Annotated in this window: 17 protein-coding genes and 1 tRNA gene; 6 read left to right on the forward strand and 12 right to left on the reverse strand. The window is 48.5% G+C overall.

The window, feature by feature from the left end; translation table 11 throughout:
* The 4 genes from RCH83_RS15445 to pyrC form a co-directional block, all read right to left on the reverse strand.
* A partial coding sequence (locus RCH83_RS15445) for a hypothetical protein (protein ID WP_306523679.1) occupies window positions 1-190 on the reverse strand: 190 nt, incomplete at its 3' end.
* A complete protein-coding gene (locus RCH83_RS15450; RefSeq protein WP_306523680.1) occupies window positions 168-1,244 on the reverse strand; it encodes a nucleoid-associated protein in 1,077 nt (358 codons plus the stop codon). The genes RCH83_RS15450 and RCH83_RS15445, both read right to left, overlap by 23 nt.
* 170 nt (window positions 1,245-1,414) lie before the next feature.
* Window positions 1,415-1,491: transfer RNA gene (locus tag RCH83_RS15455), tRNA-Arg, on the reverse strand.
* Between the two features lie 198 nt (window positions 1,492-1,689).
* The gene (pyrC, locus tag RCH83_RS15460; protein ID WP_306523681.1) at window positions 1,690-2,724 is read right to left on the reverse strand and encodes a dihydroorotase; all 1,035 of its coding nucleotides are present in this window, start codon (window positions 2,722-2,724) and stop codon (window positions 1,690-1,692) included.
* 131 nt (window positions 2,725-2,855) lie between these two features.
* On the opposite strand from pyrC, the gene RCH83_RS15465 reads away from it, so the two are divergent.
* The 3 genes from RCH83_RS15465 to RCH83_RS15475 all read left to right on the forward strand — a co-directional run bounded on the left by RCH83_RS15465 (window position 2,856) and on the right by RCH83_RS15475 (window position 6,655).
* Window positions 2,856-4,745 (forward strand): ATP-binding protein, encoded by a 1,890-nt coding sequence (locus tag RCH83_RS15465; protein ID WP_306523682.1) that lies wholly within the window; start codon window positions 2,856-2,858, stop codon window positions 4,743-4,745.
* Between the two features lie 71 nt (window positions 4,746-4,816).
* Complete coding sequence (locus tag RCH83_RS15470) at window positions 4,817-5,503, forward strand: DUF599 domain-containing protein (RefSeq protein ID WP_306523683.1); 687 nt, start codon at window positions 4,817-4,819, stop codon at window positions 5,501-5,503.
* Between the two features lie 144 nt (window positions 5,504-5,647).
* Complete coding sequence (locus tag RCH83_RS15475; RefSeq protein ID WP_306523684.1) at window positions 5,648-6,655, forward strand: DUF4382 domain-containing protein; 1,008 nt, start codon at window positions 5,648-5,650, stop codon at window positions 6,653-6,655.
* Window positions 6,656-6,744: 89 nt separating this feature from the next.
* Here the strand turns inward: RCH83_RS15475 and dolP are convergent, their stop codons facing one another.
* The 4 genes from dolP to RCH83_RS15495 are packed head-to-tail and all read right to left on the reverse strand — an operon-like array spanning window position 6,745 to window position 10,122.
* On the reverse strand, window positions 6,745-7,332 hold the full coding sequence (dolP, locus tag RCH83_RS15480) for a division/outer membrane stress-associated lipid-binding lipoprotein (protein WP_306523685.1): 588 nt from the start codon (window positions 7,330-7,332) through the stop codon (window positions 6,745-6,747).
* 14 nt (window positions 7,333-7,346) lie between these two features.
* The gene (locus tag RCH83_RS15485; RefSeq protein ID WP_260655485.1) at window positions 7,347-7,931 is read right to left on the reverse strand and encodes an SIS domain-containing protein; all 585 of its coding nucleotides are present in this window, start codon (window positions 7,929-7,931) and stop codon (window positions 7,347-7,349) included.
* A gap of 21 nt (window positions 7,932-7,952) precedes the next feature.
* On the reverse strand, window positions 7,953-8,300 hold the full coding sequence (locus tag RCH83_RS15490; RefSeq protein ID WP_306523686.1) for a YraN family protein: 348 nt from the start codon (window positions 8,298-8,300) through the stop codon (window positions 7,953-7,955).
* A gap of 16 nt (window positions 8,301-8,316) precedes the next feature.
* Window positions 8,317-10,122 carry a penicillin-binding protein activator gene (locus RCH83_RS15495; RefSeq protein ID WP_306523687.1) on the reverse strand — a complete coding sequence of 602 codons (1,806 nt, stop codon included), beginning with the start codon at window positions 10,120-10,122 and terminating at the stop codon, window positions 8,317-8,319.
* 236 nt (window positions 10,123-10,358) lie between these two features.
* Between RCH83_RS15495 and rsmI the strand changes: the two genes are divergently transcribed.
* Window positions 10,359-11,225 carry a 16S rRNA (cytidine(1402)-2'-O)-methyltransferase gene (gene rsmI, locus RCH83_RS15500; protein WP_306523688.1) on the forward strand — a complete coding sequence of 289 codons (867 nt, stop codon included), beginning with the start codon at window positions 10,359-10,361 and terminating at the stop codon, window positions 11,223-11,225.
* A gap of 31 nt (window positions 11,226-11,256) precedes the next feature.
* Here rsmI and RCH83_RS15505 read toward each other — a convergent pair whose 3' ends face one another.
* From RCH83_RS15505 to yegQ, 3 genes are all read right to left on the reverse strand, one after another.
* The gene (locus RCH83_RS15505) at window positions 11,257-12,243 is read right to left on the reverse strand and encodes a hypothetical protein (RefSeq protein WP_306523689.1); all 987 of its coding nucleotides are present in this window, start codon (window positions 12,241-12,243) and stop codon (window positions 11,257-11,259) included.
* Window positions 12,244-12,324: 81 nt separating this feature from the next.
* Window positions 12,325-12,552 (reverse strand): 4Fe-4S dicluster domain-containing protein, encoded by a 228-nt coding sequence (locus RCH83_RS15510; RefSeq protein WP_306523690.1) that lies wholly within the window; start codon window positions 12,550-12,552, stop codon window positions 12,325-12,327.
* Entirely contained in the window at window positions 12,552-13,946 is a 1,395-nt protein-coding gene (gene yegQ / locus RCH83_RS15515; RefSeq protein ID WP_306523691.1) for a tRNA 5-hydroxyuridine modification protein YegQ, read from the reverse strand. The genes RCH83_RS15510 and yegQ overlap by 1 nt, the downstream gene beginning before the upstream one ends.
* Before the next feature lie 301 nt (window positions 13,947-14,247).
* On the opposite strand from yegQ, the gene RCH83_RS15520 reads away from it, so the two are divergent.
* A complete protein-coding gene (locus RCH83_RS15520) occupies window positions 14,248-17,190 on the forward strand; it encodes a TonB-dependent receptor (RefSeq protein ID WP_306523692.1) in 2,943 nt (980 codons plus the stop codon).
* A 61-nt stretch (window positions 17,191-17,251) separates the two neighbouring features.
* Entirely contained in the window at window positions 17,252-21,235 is a 3,984-nt protein-coding gene (gene pulA, locus RCH83_RS15525; RefSeq protein WP_306523693.1) for a pullulanase-type alpha-1,6-glucosidase, read from the forward strand.
* A 111-nt stretch (window positions 21,236-21,346) separates the two neighbouring features.
* Here the strand turns inward: pulA and RCH83_RS15530 are convergent, their stop codons facing one another.
* Complete coding sequence (locus tag RCH83_RS15530; protein WP_306523694.1) at window positions 21,347-21,682, reverse strand: DUF3718 domain-containing protein; 336 nt, start codon at window positions 21,680-21,682, stop codon at window positions 21,347-21,349.
* Window positions 21,683-21,940 lie beyond the last annotated feature (258 nt).

A 21,940-nucleotide genomic window follows, 5' to 3' on the forward strand; every position in this document is an offset into this window, starting at 1 on the left:
AACGAAATAAGCTATTTGCGCCATCGAAATTAAGGGCGGTAATTTTGGCTAACTCTAGCCCAACTTCTCTAGACCAATCGCCAGCAGCAAAGACGCTATCAAGGCTTTCTTTGCTGCGAGTGGGATCTGCTAGTTGCCTCAGTTTGCAAAGAACCGAGCATAAGTTTTCAGTTTTCGTATGTAAGTTCATCAGCTACTATGGTGATGGTTGTTTTTCCATTTGCTCGCGTTTCGGAGATTTTCGCATCTTCCTTTGAACCAAACCAGATTACCTCGACACCATTATTAGTCCTGATTTTGGTTTTTCTTTCGGATTGAGTGATTGAACCTTTTCTGGCTACGAAATTGACTCCGTTAAGTTCTTTTTCGTCCATAAAGTTAGTAAATGAAGTACTCAATCTCTGCTGTATAGCATCACTTGAACTGGCACAAACAATATCTTTGATACTATCAATGCTGACAACTTGTCCATCATTTGCATCTAGATAAGAAACTGTTTTTGCTTTTACTTCTACAGGGTCGAGGTCAGGTTCCTTTTTCGACCACGCATGTATAGCTGCAACGGTATTCTTGGTGTACGTTGAATCATTATGCATTAACATTACGGACAGAAACTGTTTAAAATGAACACCTACAGCTCCGTCGGTATCTACCAACTGTCCAGACTTGCTACGTTCAACAGCAATCACGTCCCAAGAAAATAATCCCTGTACATCAACCAATGCACGTTTTTGAATGTCTGCTTTGTTCTCTGAAAGCGAATCTGTGATCTCCCTTAAAGTTACTTTTGTCGGTTCAAGAACGTCTCTGGTTTGCTCCATAACCCTAGCATAATCGACTTTTAAGAGTGATATAAAATACTGAGCAGTGCCGCCCACAAGCATACTCACTAGAGCTACGATTACAACTCCATCTGTCATTCTCTTATCGTGAGCTGCTGCGAATTGCATGACTAACTGCCCAGAAGCGTCAATAAAGTCTTCAGGCGTAGCAATAATTCTTTTGCACTCTCGTACAAATGGAGAATTATCAGGGTCAATAAACTTTAATCTAGTACCTTTCGCAGATTGTAAAATAATCTCTTGAAAAAATTGCCTCTGCGTTTCAGTCAAGACAACTTCGGTTAACAGCGAGACGGTCGAGTCTGCTTTTTTTGGCTCAATTATGTGATAGATAAATTTATGAATTGTAAGTGAATCTCGAGCTTCTGCGGTTAACTGCGATTGTATTGCTGACTTAGCCATCCTAGCGCCTTATTAATGGTTACATATGTACCCCATTTAACACTAGCGGTATAACCAATAGCAATCACAATTGCTCAGAGCTTACGCTTATATTTGCTATAAATCTGCTATAAAATTTTCTTTCAGGCACAAAAAAACCACTTGAGTTGCCTCTAAGTGGTTGATTTATATGGCGCACCCATCAGGATTCGAACCTGAGACCTCTGCCTCCGGAGGGCAGCGCTCTATCCAGCTGAGCTATGGGTGCGCGACGGCGGCCATTGTATTGTGCCTTGTGGCGCTTGTCCAGACAGAAAGTGGCGCAGGGCTTTGATTGCTGGTCAATTAGTCAAAAAACAAACAACAGGGTTTTGGCTGCTGGCAATAGCTGCATTCTGCTTGTTGGCAGTTGGCTTTGCTTGATAAAAAAGCCGGTTCATTGGAACCGGCTGTTGTCAGGCTGGCTTTAAGCTTTTAACTTCCAGTGCACCTGTTGTTCGGCAAAAAACGGCACTATCGGGCTGCCGTCCGGCAAGGTGATTTCGGCCGGAATGGTCCAGTCTTCTTTGACCAATGTGATGGTGCCGCTGTTGCGCGGCAGACCGTAAAAGTCGGCGCCATAGTGGCTGGCAAAAGCTTCCAGTTTGTCGAGCGCGCCTAATTCGTCAAATACCTGTGCGTACAACTCAATAGCACTCCAGGCGCTGTAACAACCGGCGCAGCCACAAGCCGCTTCTTTTTTATGTTTGGCGTGTGGCGCAGAATCTGTGCCTAAAAAGAATTTTTTATTGCCACTGGCTACCACAGCACGCAAAGCTTCCTGATGAGTGCGGCGTTTCAGCACCGGCAGGCAATAGTTGTGTGGGCGAATACCGCCGACCAGCATGTCGTTGCGGTTCATCATTAAATGCTGGGGCGTAATAGTGGCGGCTACGTTGTCGGAAGCAGCCAACACAAAATCTACCGCATCTTTGGTGGTGATATGTTCCAGCACTATTTTCAGTTTTGGAAAGTTCGCCACGATTTGGGTTAAATGCTGCTGAATAAACACAGCTTCACGGTCGAAAATATCAATATGTGAGTCTGTGACTTCACCATGAATTAAAAACAGCATGTTGTGTTCCACCATGGCTTCCAGCACAGGGTACAGGCTGCTTAAGCTGGACACACCTGAGTGTGAGTTGGTGGTGGCGCCGGCCGGGTATAACTTGGCTGCCAATACCCCTGCCGCTTTGGCGTCTTTAATGTCCTGCGGCGTGGTTTGGTCGGTCAGATAAATAGTCATTACAGGTTCAAAAGTGCTGCCGGCCGGGCGGGCGGCCAGAATACGTTCGCGGTAGGCCTGGGCTAAAGCACCTGTGGTCACAGGCGGCACTAAATTGGGCATCACCACGGCACGGCGGAAACAACGGGCAGTTGCCGGCACTGTTTCTTTGAGCATATCGCCGTCACGAAAATGTAAATGCCAGTCATCAGGGGTTTGAATGGTTAAAGTCGTCACGGAAGGCTCCTCAAACTTGTTAAATTAATCTGCCGGAAAATTGTGCCAAGTGTATCATTAAGCAGGTACTTTGCGCTTTGACAAAAAGCTAAGTACGTCAGATACAACATTTTTTCAGCTTAGGATCAGGCATGGCACTACACTCCAGGTTGTTTTCCCGCTGGCAATGGCTGCTGCTCGCACTGCTGTTATTGTTGTTTTTGTTTTGCACCGAATATCTGGTGTATCAGGAAAGGCAACGACAGCAACAGGTGCAGTTGCGACATGTGGCTGCTGCAGCGGCAGAATTGCGTGCTTTGCTGGAAAGTGAAGTCAATTCTTCTTTGTATTTAAGTCAGGGGCTTGCCGCTTATATTCAGGCTTCGCATGGTCAGGTGCGGGACGAAGAGTTTGCCTTTTTATTACCTAATCTGGTAGCGCAGGGACGCCATATCCGCAATATAGGTATTGCGCCAGATAACCGTATTAGTTTTATTTATCCGCTGGTTGGCAATGAAAAAGCGCTGGGGCTTTATTATCCGGACCTCAGTGAACAATGGCCCGACATAGCCAACTTAATTCAGGCGCGTCAGTCATTGCTGGTGGGGCCGGTGCAGCTGGCACAAGGCGGTCTTGGTTTTATTCACCGTATTCCGGTGTATTTGCCGGACGACAGATATTGGGGCATTGTCAGCACTGTGCTGGATATCGAATCGGTCTGGGTTTTGTTGCGCCAGCAAGCGGCAGCGGCCGGTGTCAAAGTGGCACTCAGGCGGATGACAGGTGCGCACTGGGCCGATATGTTAGTAGGCGATATGGCGTTGTTTCAGGACGATGCCATGTTGTTTGATTTAACTATTTCCGGCGCCAAATGGCAGCTGGCTGCTGTTGCGGCTAAACCGCTGTCTTTTAGTGCCGGTTTAAGTTTGCGTTTATTTGGCTGGCTGGTCAGTTGTTTATTGTTGTCGCTGATGGCGGTGATCTTTATAGCCAATGGCCGGCTGGCGGTCACAGCAAGAGCCCGTGAACAAAGTGAAGCTTATGCCAGCACTGTGCTCGACAATGTGGCCGACGCTATAGTGGTGCTGGACCGGTTGGGCCGCATCGACAAAATTAACAGAGCTGCCCAAACTTTGTTGGGTTATCAGGGTTCTGCCATTCAGGGGCAGCCTTACCGGCTGTTATTTGCCGGGCCTGTCACCCTGGCCGACATCGAAGCAGGTGCAGAACTTGAAGTTATGCATCAGAACGGTCAGGCCATCCTGGTGGAATTAATGCTCAGTCATATTCAGGAGCCACAGCAGGGCGGCTTTGTGTTGTTATTGCGTGATATTCGTGAACGCAAAAGAGTGGAGCAGCTGAAAAACGAATTTGTCTCGACCGTCAGCCATGAGTTGCGTACTCCGCTGACCGCCATCAATGGCGCACTTGGCTTATTGGCTGCCGGTGCTGTAGGTGCAGTAGCACAGCCGCAACAGCAGTTACTGGATATAGCCAGGCAAAATTGTGCACAGCTGGCAACTTTGATCAACGATCTGCTGGATATTGAAAAACTTACTGCAGGCAAAATGTTGTTGCAGCTGCAACCTCTTGGCGTTAAGTCGTTATTGCTGGAAGCGAAAAACCGTAACCTGCCGCTGGCACAACAATCCGGCATCAGTTTAGTGATACAAAGTGACATCAGTGCCGATAGCAAAGTGCTGGTGGACGAAAGCCGGTTGCAACAGGTATTTGCCAATTTGCTGGCCAACGCCATACGTTTTTCACCGGCACAAGGCGAAGTGCAGTTGCAGGCGGTGGTGTTAGGGCAAAAGGTGCGGATCAGTGTGCTGGATCGTGGCCCTGGTGTGCCTGCCGATTTTATACCACGTTTGTTTCAGAAGTTTTCTCAGGCTGACAGTTCTGATACCCGAAGGTTAAGCGGCACTGGCCTTGGGCTGGCCATTTGTAAAGAGCTGGTAGAACGTATGGGTGGCGACATTGGTTACCAGGCCAATGCTGAAGGTGGTGCCTGTTTTTATTTTGAGTTGGATCTGGTCTAGCCGAACCCTGATGGCTGTTGCAGGCAAATTTCTGGCAAGCTGATGATGTTAAACACAGAAGTGGAGTAAAAATGCAAAACGCTTTCCCCTGGTTAGATATGGTCGCCGTGATCTGGTTTTTAGTGTTGTGGGTGGGTTATACCTTATTTGCCAAACGTAAAGCCCGTTTTGTCAGTTGTCTGAGTTTTGAGCTGCGGCGTAAACGCACTGACTGGATGCGGCAGATGTTAACCCGCGACAATAAAATGGCCGATGTGGCGTTAATTTCTACGCTGGAGCGAAATGTCAGCTTTTTTGCATCCAGCTCTATGCTGATTTTGGCCGGTTTATTAACTGCTATTGCTTCCAGCGACAAAATTGCCCAGGTATTGCTGCAGGTCATGCCATGGCTTGATCATACCGATGGGCTTTTGCAGTTTAAGTTGTTGTTTTTAGGCTTGATTTACGTTTTTACATTCTTCCAGTTTACCTGGAGTTTACGCCAGTATGGTTTTGGTGGTGTATTGATTGGCGCAGCACCAGACGGCAAACATTTGTCTGAAGCTGAAGTGCAGTTATATGCCAACAGGGCCGCTAAAGTCATCGATCAGGCGGCGCACTCTTTTAACTATGGTTTGCGTGCCATTTATTTTTCGCTGGCGGCTTTGGCCTGGTTTATTAATGTCTGGTTGTTTATGGTGTCCACTGTCATTGTGTTGCTGGTGATGAAACACCGCGAGTTTCACTCCAAAGCCTTAAAAGCACTGCAGGAAGTGTAACTTTAGGCTGTTTTTGCCACTGAGACCGGGGCCACAGCCGACAGTTGTCAGACCTGTTTTGTAAACAGAATTCAGTTTCAATTCAGCAGGTAAAATATAAAGTTCTAATATAAATTCTTCTGATGCTGTAACCCGGGGTTTTTTATGTTCAACAACAAACAAACAAATTCAATGACTTTATCTGCTGTGTTTAAACCGGCATTGTTAGCTGCCGGCATGTTGGGTCTGGCGGCTTGTGGCGGCGGTGGTGGTGCTGATGACACAGTGCCGGCCCCTACAACGGCCACCTTTGGTTTGCAGGTGAGTGATGCGCCGGTGAATGACGCTGCCGCAGTGGTGGTGTGTTTTTCAGCTATTGAGCTGACCGGCAACGGTAGTGCCACGCAGAAATATCTGATTGGTTCAGATTCAGTGGCGGCAGCGCCAAATAACCTCTGTCTGAATGCCCAGGGCAATGTGATTGCCAATAGCCGTGGTATTGATTTATTAAAACTGCCTGGTGCGCTGGCCGAGTCTTTAGTGACAGGCGCCACTGTGCCGGCTGGCAATTATGGTCAGCTGCGTTTAGTGATCAGTGAAGGTTCTTATATTCAGCTGAAAGACGGCAGCAAAAAGGCGCTGTCGGTACCTTCAAATGAACTCAAGCTGCTTGGCCCAACTTTGTCAGCCGGCGGCACTTTTAGTTACACCCTGGAATTTGATTTACGCAAAGCTGTGGTGAATAACAAAGCAAGGCAAAACTATCAGTTAAAACCAACTGGCTTGCGACTGGTGGATACCAGCCAGATTGGTCATTTAAAAGGCACAGTCAGCGAAACGTTGTTAATCAACAACCAGTGTGCAGTAGCCCCTGCCGATAAAACCAAGCCGGTGGGTGTGGTGTATCTGTATAAAGGTGCCGATTTAGCCCCGGCAACGCTGGCCGATTATGGTGGCACTCAAGCCAACCTGCCTTACGCCAGTGCACCGGTATTATTTGATGGTGCTGCCAGTTACAACTACGAAATTGGTTTTATTGATGCAGGCACTTATACCGCAGCTTTTAGCTGTAACACTGTGGACGACCCTGAACTGGCTGATGTAGTCACTTTCCTGGCGACAAAAACCCAGGCCATTACCGCCAATAAAACACCGGTGTTGCTGAATTTTTAATAAGATAGATACAGGCAACAACTGCTGCCTGACTCAATAAAAAAACCGCCTGATGGCGGTTTTTTTATTGGCTCTGCTATGCGTTGGTATCAGTTATAACTGGTTTCAAAAGCTTTAATCACCCTGGATACACCATTGACATGGCGGGCAATTTCGACCGCTTTGTCGGCTTCGGTGCTGCTGACCAGGCCCATTAAAAACACTTCGCCGTTTTCAGTCACCACTTTAATATTTAATGCGCTGACTTCTTTGTCACCCACCAACATGCTTTTGACTCTGGTGGTGATCCAGCTGTCGCGGCTTCTGGTGGTAAAAGAAATAGGGTTACCCACGCGGATTTGGTTTTGTACGTCTTTAACACCCTGAATTGGCTGCACTAATGAAGCGGCGAGGTCAACCAGATCCTGACTTGGTGCCTGACCTGTGAGCAACAAAATACCGTTGTAGCTATTCACATTAATATGGGCACGTTCTTCCAGTGTTTTGTTTTCTTCCAAAGCCCGCTCTGCTTTAACCACAATACTGCTGTCGTCAATTTGTGAACCCAGGGTACGGCGGTCGGACGCTGAAGTGACAGCAGAAGCGCCACCTGCCACCACGGCGGCGGCGCAGGCTTGTAATAATAAAGTCAGGCTGATAATAGCGGTCAGCTTGAGCAGAGGTTTGATATCAGACATAGCGCTCTCCTTGGTTATTCGTCGTCTTGTTGCGGAAATAAAGTGTTGTCGATGAGTTCGCAGACACAATGAAGTAAAAAGGCATAACATTCAAAAATCCGCGCAGGCCTGTGCGCAGGTACCCGAAGTTCTACGTCGGTATTGCCGAGTAAACCGGACAGCTCGCCGTTGTTGTCCACTGTTAAAGCAATCACTGTCATATCTTTAGTTAAGGCGGCTTCCACTGCTTTAATTAAGTTATGTTCGTGACCTGTCAGTGACAACACCAGCAAAATGTCGCCATCCTGCCCTAAAGCGCGCACCTGACGGGCCAGATAATCCTGATGTTGGTTGTCACTTTGTAAACCTGAGAGTTCAGTTTGTAATGCCAAAGCCGGCAGGCAAGGGCGTTCAGTTTCAAACTGATCCAGCAGCAACTGTGAAAAATGGCTGGCCAAAGCACGGGCGGCGCCTTCACCACAACACAATACTTTGCGGTCGCTGACCAGCGCCTGCACTATGGTCAGGGCTGCTGCTTCAATAGGTTCGGCCAGCGCTTCGCCTGTGGCTATCATGGTCTGGATATTTTCGGTAAACAGCTGCCGGATATGTTCTTGCATGCGCTCTGTTCCTGCCTTTTCTTAAAATGCGTTTTTAATCCATTCGATCTGGTAAGGGCTGTCACCACTGATGGCGACCACATCAAAACGGCAGTGCAACTGACTCTGCTGTTGTTGTAAAAACCAGGCGGCGGTTTGCCTGAGTTTTTGTTGTTTCTCTCTGGTGACAGCAGCGGCAGCCCCACCAAAAAAGTTGTGTTGCCGGTATTTTACTTCAACAAATACCCATTGTTTCTGTTGCTGGCAGACTAAATCCAGCTCGCCAAAACGACAACTGACATTACGGGCAAAGAGCGTAAGCCCTTGTTGTTGCAGATATTCAAGCGCCAGATTTTCAAAATAAGCACCTTTATCGCTGCCACCTTTCATCTGGTGTTGCCCCGCTTCAGTTGGCGTTTTTGCTCTGACTGACAGCTGCTAATTTGCCTTTACCATACCGGGCTACTGTTAATTGCCGCTGAATATTCTGGTCCTTGCCAAGGCGTAAACTGCCGGTCAGGCCGTGATACAACATAGCCGGAAACTGCTGTTGTTGTTTCAGTTTGCTGATCAGCGCCATGGCGTCATAACCCATCGCAAACAAACGTTGTGAGGTTTCATCCTGCTCGGCAAAAAGCTGTTCGTATTCAGCACGCAGTGGCAGTTTGGGTTCTTGTGGCACCAGCCACGGCATTTCGGTCAGCGTCATACCGGCTAAATCGCGGATATCGGTGCGATCTATCGCCAGACTATGGCTGCGTGAACTGGCATAAATAGGTAAAGCCGGTGCTGTCGGGCTGACGGTCACATCAATAAAAGGTTTAAACAATCGCGTTTGGGTGGCGTCGGCCAATAAATAAATAGCGTCAACGTCGAGGCGGCTGTGCATTTCAGCGTTGATGGTTTTGCCGGCATATTTGGTTATTTCATTGACCCGCTCTGTACTGGCAGCCGTTTCTAAAAAGGTGTTAATTAACGCCCGCAGTTCTTCCTGGGTGTTAAAGCTGTAACTTTCTACCTTTTCGCCGTTTTGAGTTTGCCAAAGCTGCTGGAAATGTTGTGCCATACGCTGATTAATAGGGCTTCTGGCGCTGATTAACACCGGATGTTGATAATGCTGCTGGCGGAATAATTCCACCATTTGCGCAGCTTCGTCTTCGGCACTTAACGCAAAATAAAACTGATCCGGATTTGGCTGGTTATTGTCTTGTTTACTGTTTAAAAACAAGGTTGGCCAGCGCCAGTTGGGCAGGCTTTGCAGTTTGTCGACATCTTCCCTCAGCAAAGGCCCTACTACAAAATCAATTTGTTGGCTTTCCAGAGCTGCCACTATGGCTTCAGAGCTTTGGCTGCTATCAATAAAATGCAGGCTGCGCTTCGGAGTTTGAGCTGTGGCGGCCACCATGCCCAGTTGTACTGCTTCGCCAAGAGCCTTAAAGCTGCCGGATAATGGCAAAATCACGCCAATTTTCGCTGGCTGATAAGCTGGGGTAGTGGCAAGTTTTTGAATAGTTTCAGGTAAGTTTTCAAGTACAGGCATGCCAGGGTGGCGTTGTTGCCAGTCGGCGAGAGCCTGTTGCATGGCATCCTGGTCGCCTGCAAAACTAAAAGCAATTTCGGCCAGATTTAACCAGGCAGCAGCGCGCGGCCGGGCCGAACTTGCCAAAGTTTTACGTTCGGCCGGGCTTAACTGCAACAAATTTTGCCAGAGTAAATTTTGCAGCTGCGCATCAGCTGCTGCATTGCCCGCCAGTTCATCCTGGGCCAACAACCAACGAAGTGCAGGCTGTAACTGTCTGTTTTTAGAGAAAAAATCTGCGGCAAGTAAAGTGAAATCTTTGCGGTCGTCCGGCGTGACATCGGTCAGTTGTGTTTCTGTTAATAAAGCTTCGGCGGCAGCTAACTGATTGTTCAACAAATAACTTTGCAATAACGGCAGCATATTTTGCGCCCGGATCTGCCCATAAACAGAATCACGTAAACTGTGGGTAATAGCCAGGCTACGTTGTGGATTGATTTTTTCCGTCAGCAGGGTTTTTGCTTCACTGAGTAAATCGCGCTGTTTTTGTTCAAAGCTGTCCTGCGCTACAGCAGTCACAGGTGTTTCCACCTGCTGATAACTGACATCAGCTGCATTAGGGTCCAGTTTAAATACTTCTGCTTCGGCTTGCGCTTTTACCGGCGCAGGCGCAACAGTTGTATTGCTGGCCACAGGGGCCGATGCAGGGGCAGGTGTCTGGCCACAACCAGACAGCAGCAAGGCACAATAAAAAGGAGACCAAAGTGGGAATTTGCTGGATTTCACAATGCACAGTTACAATAGCCGACGAATGGCTGTCATCTTATACCATTTCTGTAGCCGGATCACGCCAGCCTCCGGGCTGAGTAGTTGTTTTGGCTGATTTTTTGCCGCGGGCCCTCCGCCTTGCCAGACCCAGGAAAAACCTTATGACTTCAGCTCAGCAAAGCTCAGGTGCCGGAACCTTGTATATAGTTGCCACCCCTATTGGCAATCTGGACGATATCAGCCAGCGGGCATTAAAAACTTTAACTGCAGTGGCCTGGGTAGCTGCTGAAGACACCCGTCACAGCGGTAAGTTACTGAGCCATTTTAATATTTCAGCACGGTTTTTGTCGTTGCACGACCATAACGAAAAACAACGCGCTGCCAGTTTGTTGCAAAAATTACAAGCAGGGGAAGATGTGGCGCTGGTGTCAGACGCCGGCACTCCGCTGATTTCCGACCCTGGTTATAGCCTGGTGCGGTTATGCCGTGACGCCGGCGTGCGTATTGTGCCTATTCCCGGCCCTTGTGCTTTGATTGCTGCTTTATGTTGTGCCGGTTTGCCCACAGATAAATTTCATTTTATTGGTTTTTTACCGGCCAAATCCGGTCAGCGCCAACAGGTGCTCAAAGACATTCCGCCTGCGGTTGGCACTGTGATTTGTTATGAAGCAGCACGCCGTGTCAAAGATACTCTGGCCGATGTGGCCACAGTTTATGGGGCTGATCGTGAGCTGGTGCTGGCCAAAGAGCTGAGTAAAACTTTTGAGCATTTTTGCCATGGCACTGCGGCCAGCATCACGGCCTGGCTGGAAGAAGATCCACAACGTTGTCAGGGTGAAATGGTGTTGATGATAGCGCCACCGGCTGCCAGAGCAGATGACGACATCAGCGCTTTGGTACAACAAACGCTGAAGTTATTAATGGCCGAATTGCCATTGAAAAAAGCCGCTGCTTTAACGGCTGAAATTCATGGTGAGAAAAAAAATGCCTTATACAAACTTGGTTTAAGCTGGGGGGCGTCTGATTAAGCTTTTGTTTTCGCAGTATTAAAACGGCTTATTAACGCAAAATTTTGTTCGCCGCTTTGGCTGGCAATAACTCAGGCTCAATGATGCCCAATAACGCCTGAATACGGCTCAGGTGTACCTGGGCATAGTCGGGCACTAAGGCCAGCTGTACTTTGTGGTACTGCTGTCTGGCCTGGTCTTGTTGCCCGGTATGCCATAAAGCTTCCGCCTGATGCAAGATAGCCAGATTGTGTACCACAGCGTAACCTTCAGCCAGATACAGCTGCTCGGCCTGGCGCAGGTGCGGCAGCGTTTGGGCCCACTGCCCGGTATAAGCCAGAATTCGCGCCAGATTATAATTGGCCTCAGCCAGCCTGGCGCGTTGTGTGGTGCCTTCAATAGCGGCCAGTGCGTTTTTGCGATGTGCTACAGATTCATGCAGCAGCTTGAGTCTGTGGCTGTAATGGCCCAGATTGTTATACAACTCATACAAAAACACCGGATCTTTGCTTTTGCGGTATTGCCGTGCCAAATCCTGCAGCGCGGCGTAACCCTGTTCATCATTGCTGTTGGTGTACATCTGCACATTAATCAGCTGCACCATAGTCAAAGGGTTAAAGTCGGCCTGATGTAAACTGGCCAATAAAGTAGTTGCCTGTTGTAAATAATAAGCAGATGCCTGAGTATTTTTGTTCTTATACAATAACTTGGCAAAATAGATATAAAGCCGCGCCCGAAAATGGGCCGGGCCTTTTTGTGCCAGTTGTTGGTCGGCCACCAACTGACTGGTCAGCATAAATAATTCGTCATCTTTTTGCAGTTCAAACAGGCTGTCGAGTTTATACAAGGTCAGCTCATACCAGTACAGACTGCCTTTTTTCACCCCGGTAAGTTCAGGCTCCAGCGCATCCAGACAAGGCTGGCCGGAGATTTGACAGACTTGTTGGATCTGCTGTTTCTGCTCTGCTGCCGCTAACCAGGGGCTGGCGCAACTACAACACCACAGAAAAAGACCATACAAAAGCCATTGCAGATGCATCTTGCTACTCTTCAACAAAGCCTGAAACGGCGGATAAAGACATGATGCCAGCAATTGCAGGAAAACTGAATCTGCCTGCAGTTATGTTGTTGGCAACTTCACCACCACATCTATAGGGCACACTTCGACACAAGTAGGTTTGTCGTAAAAACCTACACATTCGGTGCAAAGTTCCGCATTGATCTGGTAAATCCTGTTGCCCGGGCTGCCATCGGCATTGTGCAGCCGCTTCAGCGAAATAGCATTGTTCGGGCATTCAGGTGCACACATATCACAGTTAATGCAGTCGGCTAAAATTGTCAGCGCCATCAGGCACAACCCTGCAGTTGGCTATCAAATTGCGGTAAGTCACGGATAATCAATACAAATTCAGCCAGCATGCCTTTTGGCAACTGCAATTGCACCTGATGACCTGCGCCCGGCGCCCGTAAAATTGGCTGGCCTTGTTTATCCCATAATTCAGCCAGGCAAAGTTGTTGATTGCCCTGGGGTGACATCAATAACAACGAATCACCGACGTTAAACTGATTTTTCACCTCAACCCAGACCCGGTTTGTGCTTTCGACTTTGCCAATAATTTCACCAACAAACTGCTGTTTGTCGCTGGTGGAAGCACTTTTGTCATAGTTTTGCAGTTCGCTGATGGGAATATGGCGACGTAAAAAACCTTCGGTATAACCACGTGAGGCCAGACCATCCAGCTCATCAAGCAAAGCCGGGTTAAAAGGACGGCCTGCCACAGCGTCATCAATAGCACGGCGATAAATCTGCGCTGTGCGGGCGGCATAATAAAACGACTTGGTGCGGCCTTCGATTTTTAAGCTGTGCACACCGGCGCGGGTTAAGCGGTCAACATGGGCAATGGCTCTTAAATCTTTGGAATTCATAATATAAGTGCCGTGTTCATCTTCAAAAGCCGGCATCAGTTCAGCAGGGTTTTGTGGGTCGCTTAACAAAATAATATCGTCGACCGGCTGCTGTTGTTGCAGGTTCAGGCCGTTTTGCTGCTGTTCAGTGTTGTTGTTTGCTGCCGGAATAAACTGACCTACTTCATTTTCAGTGGCGGTTTTGACCTGATAAGGCCAGCGGCAGGCATTGGTGCATGTGCCCTGATTGGGGTCGCGTTTATCCATATAACCTGATAATAAACAACGGCCTGAATAGGCCATACATAAAGCACCATGCACAAAAACTTCCAGCTCCATGGCTGGCACCTGGCTGCGGATTTGTTCAATTTCCTCCAGCGCCAGCTCACGCGACAAAATGACTCTGCTGATGCCTTGTTGTTGCCAGAACTGGACTGCAGCCCAGTTCAGCGTATTGGCCTGCACCGACAAATGCAGCTCCATCTGTGGGAAATGCTGTTGCATCAGATAAATCACACCAGGGTCTGACACTATCAAAGCGTCTGGCCCAAGTTTGACCACTTCTGCAATATCTTCCACCAGGGTGTCGAGTTTGGCGTTATGGGGTGCGCTGTTCAGCACACAATAAAATTTTTTGCCAAGCGCGTGCGCTTCCTGAATACCAATGGCCAGATTGGCCAAATCAAATTCGTTATTACGCACCCGCAAGCTGTAACGCGGCATACCGGCGTACACGGCGTCGGCGCCATAAGCAAAAGCAAAACGCATAGCCTTGAGTGTGCCGGCCGGAGATAACAATTCGGGTTGAAAACCAGTGGTGGCCAGGGAATGTTGCATAAGAGGCAGCCTGTTTAAAAAAATGGCGCGGAGTATGACAAAAAGCTGCTCCAGGTAATTTGATCAGGCGCAAAGTTTTGCTTGTTCAACACCGGGCCAGGCTTATTTGCACCAGCGCGGTGCGCTGCTCTGGGCCGCTGCGCTTTAGTTGGGCACAACAAAGCTGCTGAATACGTATTCATGTTGTGTCTGGTGCAACAGCTGGTTAATTAATAGCCTGAGTATTTAAAAAATGATATGGCTTCGGATGATGTTGTAACTGTCCCCGCCATCAGCATAAAAACAAAACGGGGACAAAGGCATGTCAAAGTTCAACTTAAGTGTGTTCACGCTGGCATTGGCGGCAGCGGGCGTCAGCCCCTGGCTGTCAGCAGCTGAAGCACAAGCGCAGCTACAACAAAATTCAGCACAAAGCAGCAATGCTGATACTGCGACGGCGGATACAAAAACAACGGCAAAAAAAGATAAAAAAGAACAAATTGAAGTAATAGAGGTGCGCAGTTTTGCCGGCAGCCTGATCCAGTCTTTGAATGTAAAAAGGTTTAACGACACTGTGTCTGAAACTATTTCGGCCGATGATTTAGGCGCTTTGCCTGATGTGTCTATGGCCGATGCGTTAACCCGCTTACCCGGTGTTTCGGCAGTGCGTACCGGTGGTCAGGCGTCAGAAATTAATATCCGTGGTATGGAAGGCGGTTTTGTGTTTTCTACGCTGAATGGCCGCGAGCAGGTGTCCACCAGTGGCAAACGTAATATCGAATTTGACCAATATCCTTCCGAGCTGATCAACTCGGCTGCTGTGTATAAATCGCCTAAAGCGTCGCTTATTGAAGGTGGTGTGGCAGGTTCAGTGGAGCTGCAAACCGCAAGCCCACTGAAGGCCGCCAATGAGCACAACTTTGTATTTAATGCCCGTGGCAGTTTTAACGACAGAGCCGATGAAGTGTCGGACGCCACCGAAATAGGCGACAGATTTAGTTTTTCTTATCAGGGTAAATATCTGGATGACACTTTAGGTTTGTCTTTGGGTTATGCCCGGTTATTCCAGCCCAGTGTGTCCACTCAGTTTGTTGGTTTTAACTACAACAATGAAAAAGATCTTGATGGGGTTAAAGGTGATGCCACACCTTTAGAGCTGGTCAGTGAAGGTTTTGAAATGCAACACCGGGGTGGTGAAGAAACCCGCAACGGTTATGTGGCAGCGCTGGAATGGACGCCCCACGACAGATTAACCATGAAAGCCGATGCTTTTATTTCCAAGTTTGATACCAAAGCTTTTGCCCGGGGTTTTCGCGCTAAGTTTGAAAGTGGCGGCGCCGTCATTGATAACGCCATTATCAAAGATAACCTGATGATTGGCGGCACTATCAAACGTGCCAGTGACGGCAATACCCGTGTTGAAATGGTGAATGACGACAATACCGACTTTGATGAAGTGCGCAGTTATGGTTTTAATACCGACTACCAGCTGACTGATGATTTATCGGTGAATCTGGATATTGCCCATTCGTCGTCCAGCAGTAATTTCCGTAACGGTTTGCTTTGGTCTTTGGCGTCCACCGACGCCAATGCCGCTAAACCTGTGGTCGACCCTAATGTGTCTATCAGTTATTTACTCAATGGCATGGATTTACCCGGCATTGGTATAAATCAGGCTGCATCTTTTACCGATATTAATAAAATGCTGGTCAGCAAATATGGTATTTACCCAACGCTGAATACCGACGAAGTTGATGCTTATCGCCTTGATTTTACCTACAAACTCGACAACCCGGTGCTGAGCTCACTTGAAGCTGGCCTGCGTTATTCCGAGCGCGATTATACCAACGACCGCCAGGTGTTTGAGTTTGGCTCTGACAGCATGTTTTTAAGCAGCGAAGCGCCGCTGCGCCTGACACAAGACATGGTGAAAGTGGTTGATTTTAAAGGTGACTTTGCCGCTTTCCCCAGCTACCTTGCCATCGACTTAAATAAAGCGTTGGCCGCCTGGTTCCCGAATGGTGTGCCACAACCACAACAAACCTGGGGTAATGGGTATGCTGGCCTGGATAATCCGGTGGCCGGTGGTAAATCTACCCCCTGGAGTGTGTTTGAAAGTGGTGATGTATATGAAGACGTGACCGCCGCTTACCTGATGGCGAATATCGACACTGAAGTGTTTGGCTTGCCACTGACCGGTAACCTGGGGGTGCGGATGGTGGAAACCAAACAGCGGGCCACCAACTTAAGTTATGTCAATGGTGATGCCAGTAAAGGCGCACAATATATTACCGACGAAGCAGGGTTGGTGTCTGACGATTATGCGCCTTCGATTGTTGGCATCAAGTACCGTGATTATTTGCCGCAGCTCAACCTGAATCTGGCTTTAACTGACAACGACCAACTGCGTTTTGCCGCGGCCAAAGTGATGTCGCGCCCGCCTATTAACCAGCTGTCGGCTGTCACTACTTTTAATGTGGCAAGCAATGGGGATGTGACAGGTAGCGCCACTAAAAGTCCGTTTTTAAAACCTTTTTATGCTGATCAGTTTGACCTGTCGTATGAACGTTATTTTGAAGACTCCAGCGGTGCTTTAGTGCTGGCGGTGTTTTACAAAAACATTAACTCTTTTATTCAGCAAGACACCATCAACGACTTTGATTTTGCCGCTGCCGGCTTCCCGTTGCCTGCTTATGTGCCAGGCACAGAGCCAGGTAACCCGGACGGTTTACCACCCCGCGCCCCTAATCCTATTGGCGATTATTCCACTGCAGTGAATAACGATGAAGGTGGTTATATCCGTGGTGCTGAGCTGGCTTACACCCAGGTGTTTAACTTCCTGCCGTCGTTCTGGCAAGGGCTGGGCCTGAGCGCCAGTTATTCCTATACCGAAAGTGAAATTGCCACTGAAGTGCAAAACGGTCGGCAGAGTTTTAAAGCTGAGCTCAAAGGTTTGTCACCCAATGTCTTTACCGTGACAGCCTTTTGGGAATACGAAGGTTTTGAAACCCGTTTAAGCACCAGATTCCGTGATGATTTTGTGTCGGATCAGTCGGCGTTGCAGGATCAGGAAATCCGTTATGAAGCTGAAATGGTGATGGATTATCAGGCGTCCTATCAGGTGAATGACAATCTTGGTTTGTTATTTCAGGTCAACAACCTGCTGGATGAACCCACCAAAAGTTATTGGGGTGACACAGCTTATACCGGCACTATCCAGTTTTTTGGCCGCCAGTATTACCTGGGCGCCACTTACAGTTTTTAAGCCAGCTTCCCGTTACTGAGCCAGAGGCTCGGGACAAAACCGCATACACGGAGTGATGAAAATGAACAAGATTTTGTTGTTAGTGAAGCTGGCCAGCCTGAGTGTCGCAGCAATGCTGCTGAGCGCTTGTGGTGGTACAGGTTCAGACACTGCCCCAGCCAAATTGTTATTAAGCTGTAATGTGCCGCAAATTCCAAACGCTCAAGGCACAGCCTGTGTTGATCCTAAACCACTGAAATGCCCGGCGCCGCAGTTCCCCGATGCCAATAATGAAAAATGTATTATTGGTTATAACCCCAGGTTACCTGAGCCTGTGCTTTATGCAGGCGTGAATCAGGCTGTGGTGTTTTTTAATAAAAAAGGCGGTTATGACGGTTACCGTTTACATACATGGAACAACGAAGCCTGTGACGCTTATGCCGCCGATTCTTTAGCAAAATCATGGGACAACGGCCTGGAAATCAGCGGTATAGACCCGGTGTATGGCGCTTATTGGCTGCTGAATTTAAAACCTGAGGTCAAAGGTAAAGTTGGTGCCTGTGGCAACTTTATTATTCATCTGGGTACAGACGACGCTGGTAAAGCCTTGGGCGCCAATGACGCCAAAATGGATTTAGGGCCAAAACAGCCGGCAAAACTAACGGCCATGAGCTGGACTTTTAACGCCAATGCCTCGGTGTACATTTATCCAATTGATTCATTGGGAGTACAAATTGCCGATAATGCCGCCCACTGGCTGGACCGCGCCACTTTAGTCTGGAACGGTGACACTGCTGGTGTCAGTAAATTTAAACTGCACCACAGTGCGGCCGCCGATTTGGCTATCGACAGCGACACTTTAACCATCAATGGTGAAGCTGTGGAGTTAACGCCTGCTACTTTAACCGACGGGCAAAAAGCTTTGGTGCCGCATCTGGCCAACTGGCCGGCTTACAAAACCAGCCTGAGCGGCGAACAAGCCAAAACCATCATAAAAAACCAGTTGGTACTGGCTTCTTACGACTCAGCCAATAAGCTGATTGGCGCATCTTATGTGCAGGCTGCCAAGGTGTTGGATGATTTATACACCAGCGCCGCCAATGACGCTGATGAAGCCAGTCTGGGTGTGGTTTATGACGGCAGTAATATTAAAACTTCGGTCTGGGCGCCTACAGCCCGTAGCCTGAAGTTAAAGGTTTATAACGCTGCCAAAGCCTTAACCGCGACTCATGCAATGACGTTCGACAGCAATACCGGTATCTGGTCATACAGCGGCGCTGCGGCCAGCTTAAACCGTGCTTTTTATCGGTTTGAAGTGGAGGTGTACCATCCACAAACGAAAAAAGTCGAAATTATTGAAGCAACTGATCCCTATTCGGTGAACACAGCCACCAACGGCCGTTACAGCCAGTTTGTTAATCTGGCGGATGCCGACACTAAACCTGCTTTGTGGGATGCTCATGAAGTACCGGCTGCAGGCAATCCGGAAGATATCGTGATTTATGAAGGACATATCCGCGACTTCAGCGTGCGCGATACTTCAGTGTCCGCCGCCAACCGTGGTAAATATCTGGCCTTTACTGAAACAGACTCAGCACCGGTACAACACTTAAAACGTTTAGCAGACAGTGGCTTAACGCACTTTCATTTGTTGCCAACCACAGATATGGCCAATGTGAATGAGGATGCCAGCAAAAGGGTGGATATCAGCAACACCGTGGCTGAGCTTTGCAAAATCAACAGCAAAGCGGCGGTTTGTCTGGAAAATGGTGCTACCAAACTTGAAGATATATTAAAGGGATATCAGAGTTCAGGCGAAAACGCTCAGGCTTTGGTGGAAGCGATGCGCGGTACGGACAGCTTTAACTGGGGTTACGACCCGCAGCACTTTAATGTGCCGGAGGGCTCTTATGCTTCCAGTCCTGAAGGCGTGGCCCGTATTAAAGAAATGCGCGCTATGAACCAGGCTTTGCATGGTCTTGGCCTGCGGGTGGTGCTGGATGTGGTATACAACCACACCAGCTCGTCCGGGCTTTTTGATAACTCAGTGTTCGACAAAATAGTACCGGGTTATTTCCACCGTTATAACCCTGTCACAGGCGCGATGGAACGTTCCACCTGCTGCGAAAATACCGCCACTGAACACAAAATGATGCAGAAGTTTGTTGCCGATTCTTTAGTGCTGCTGGCCAAAGAATACAAGTTTGACGGTTTTAGGTTTGACATTATGGGTCACCATCCAAAAGACGCTATTTTAGCGGCGCGCGAAGCGGTGAAAGCTGTTGATGCCGACAGCTATTTTTATGGTGAAGGCTGGAATTTTGGTGAAGTGGCCAACGATGCCCGTTTTGTGCAGGCGCGTCAGGCCAATCTGGCCGGCACTGAAGTGGGCAGCTTTAACGACCGGCTGCGTGATTCAGTACGAAGTGCTGCGCTTTTTTCCAATGACGCTGATGTTGGCAAGCTGCAACAACAAAACTTTATTGAAATTGGCTTAGCCGGCACCTTAAAAGACTTTGTATTAAAAGACTATCAGGGCAATACCGGCACAGCGGGCGGTATGGTGTGGAATGGTCAGGCAGCGGGTTATGCTGCTGATCCGGCTGACATTATTAACTATGTGTCCAAACATGATAACGAATCTTTGTGGGATAAACTGCAGCTGGAACTGGCCGCTGACGTCAGCATCGACAACCGCGTGCGTATTCACAATATGGCGCTGGCCATTCCTATGCTGAGTCAGGGCATTCCGTTTTTGCAAATGGGTGATGATTTATTGCGGTCTAAATCGCTGGACCGCAATAGTTATGACGCAGGCGACTGGTTTAACTTTGTTGATTTTACTAAACAAAAAAACAACTGGAATGTCGGTTTACCCTTGGCACAAGACAACAAAGCCAACTGGACCCGCATTGCTCAGGTCGCCAATAACCCGAACACCACGGCTTATCCTGAGCATATTGCTTTAGCATCAGACGTATTTGCTGAGTTTTTGCAAATCCGCAAAAGCAGCCCTTTGTTCCGTTTAACCAGTGGCGCCGATGTGATGGCGCGGGTGGGTTTTCACAATATTGGTAAAAACCTGACCCAGGGCTTGATTGTGATGAGTATTGACGACGGCACTGGCCTGACTGATTTAGACCCGGCCCATGATGCCGTGGTGGTGGTGCTGAACGGCACAGCCATGGAAAAAACTCATAAAGTACCGACAGCTCAGGGTTTTGTGCTGCACGCTGTGCAACAAAATTCGGCGGATAACGAGGTGAGTAACAGCAGCTTTAATGCAGTAGGCAATGACGGTGAATTTGTGGTGCCGGCTTATACCGCTGCGGTATTTGTGAAGCCACAACAAGGTGCTCAGGGCGCTGGCTTAAAAGCAGATGCCACTATGGGCGCACCTGATGTGGCTCCTTATGGCTTAACCAAAGTTTTTGTGCGTGGTGGCATGAATGGCTGGGGTGAAGTGGACGCCTTTAGTTACGAAGGTGCAGGTGTTTATACAGCCCGCATCAACGTAGCAGCTGGCAGTCATGAATTTAAAGTGGCTTCAGCGGACTGGTCGACTGTGGATTTTGGTGCCAAATCGGGTGAGCAGGAGCTGCAGTTTGGTAAAGCACAAACACTCAACCGCTCAGGCGCTAACCTGAAAGCGAACTTTAATGCCGGTACCTATGTGTTCACTTTGGATGCAACAGTACCCACAGCACCGGTGCTGACAGTCAGTGAATATGTGCCTTATGGCAGCACCAAAGTGTATCTGCGCGGTAGCCTGAATGGCTGGAGTGAAAACAACCCGTTCAGTTATGCCGGTAATAACAGTTACCAGGTGCAACTGGCGCTTGCTGCCGGTGATTATGAGTTTAAAGTGGCTTCTGCCGACTGGTCGACTGTTGATTTTGGCGCGGCTACCGGTGAAAGTGTGGATGTCACTTTAGCTGCGAACAAACTGCTGGGCCGCAGCGGTGCCAATTTAAAACTGAAGCTGACAGAGGCGGGCACTTATCAGTTTAGTGTGAATGCCAGCGACGCTGCAGCACCTGTGCTGACGGTGAATAAGCTACCATAACGCCTGATAGCACAATAAAAACAAAGGCCGGGTATTGATTCCGGCCTTTTTGTTTGATGTTAAACATCAGCTTAAGCTGCAGTTTTCGGTGTAAAACCAATGGCCAAACCCTTAGTTCGGGGCTGAGATATCTTTAATATCTACATGGCCTTCGCCTTTGCGATCATAAGGTGCCAGCATTCTGGCGACTTTAAAGGACTGCTCGGCACGGGCAAAACTAATTAACGGCATGCCATTACACACCACTTTATCAACCGCGGTCTGGATTTTGATGCGATTTTCTTTCAGTGCGTTTTTAAGTCCCAGCCTGTCATCCTGACGGGTTTCAGTGCAAATTTTTACTAAGGCGGTATATCCATAAGGTTGTTGCTCAAACTGACCTGCGCCAGCCTGGAATGCAAAACACGCAACCACCAGAGCTGTAGCCAACGAGAATCTTGCTTTCATCTGCGTTTCCTCTGAGTGATGTGATCCCACCTGATCACCCCTGCAGTGTGGCAGAGCCAATGCCCGGCACCACAGCGCTTGGGATTAGCGGGGGAAGTTTTGAGCCTAAGGGACAAAAGGTAGAAAAGCAGTGACGGAAATCACCAAAAGTCTCAGTTCATATCACAAGGGGTCAACAACAACGCAGCTGTTATGTCGCCGGGCCACAATATTGCAGCCTGACACTGCCATCTTTTTTCAGTTGGATAATACGCCCCT

It is taken from the genome of Rheinheimera sp. (assembly GCF_030824435.1).
Classification (GTDB): Bacteria; Pseudomonadota; Gammaproteobacteria; order Enterobacterales; family Alteromonadaceae; genus Pararheinheimera.

Bases quoted from the DNA above. Each gene is read 5' to 3' on its own strand.
- RCH83_RS15470 (WP_306523683.1), top strand. From the start codon at position 4,817: ATGCAAAACGCTTTCCCCTGGTTAGATATGGTCGCCGTGATCTGGTTT.
- RCH83_RS15490 (WP_306523686.1), bottom strand. From the start codon at position 8,300: ATGAAAGGTGGCAGCGATAAAGGTGCTTATTTTGAAAATCTGGCGCTT.
- RCH83_RS15520 (WP_306523692.1), top strand. From the start codon at position 14,248: ATGTCAAAGTTCAACTTAAGTGTGTTCACGCTGGCATTGGCGGCAGCG.
- dolP (WP_306523685.1), bottom strand. From the start codon at position 7,332: ATGTCTGATATCAAACCTCTGCTCAAGCTGACCGCTATTATCAGCCTG.
- RCH83_RS15510 (WP_306523690.1), bottom strand. From the start codon at position 12,552: ATGGCGCTGACAATTTTAGCCGACTGCATTAACTGTGATATGTGTGCA.
- rsmI (WP_306523688.1), top strand. From the start codon at position 10,359: ATGACTTCAGCTCAGCAAAGCTCAGGTGCCGGAACCTTGTATATAGTT.
- RCH83_RS15450 (WP_306523680.1), bottom strand. From the start codon at position 1,244: ATGGCTAAGTCAGCAATACAATCGCAGTTAACCGCAGAAGCTCGAGAT.
- RCH83_RS15465 (WP_306523682.1), top strand. From the start codon at position 2,856: ATGGCACTACACTCCAGGTTGTTTTCCCGCTGGCAATGGCTGCTGCTC.
- RCH83_RS15505 (WP_306523689.1), bottom strand. From the start codon at position 12,243: ATGCATCTGCAATGGCTTTTGTATGGTCTTTTTCTGTGGTGTTGTAGT.
- pulA (WP_306523693.1), top strand. From the start codon at position 17,252: ATGAACAAGATTTTGTTGTTAGTGAAGCTGGCCAGCCTGAGTGTCGCA.
- yegQ (WP_306523691.1), bottom strand. From the start codon at position 13,946: ATGCAACATTCCCTGGCCACCACTGGTTTTCAACCCGAATTGTTATCT.
- RCH83_RS15530 (WP_306523694.1), bottom strand. From the start codon at position 21,682: ATGAAAGCAAGATTCTCGTTGGCTACAGCTCTGGTGGTTGCGTGTTTT.
- RCH83_RS15475 (WP_306523684.1), top strand. From the start codon at position 5,648: ATGTTCAACAACAAACAAACAAATTCAATGACTTTATCTGCTGTGTTT.
- RCH83_RS15485 (WP_260655485.1), bottom strand. From the start codon at position 7,931: ATGCAAGAACATATCCGGCAGCTGTTTACCGAAAATATCCAGACCATG.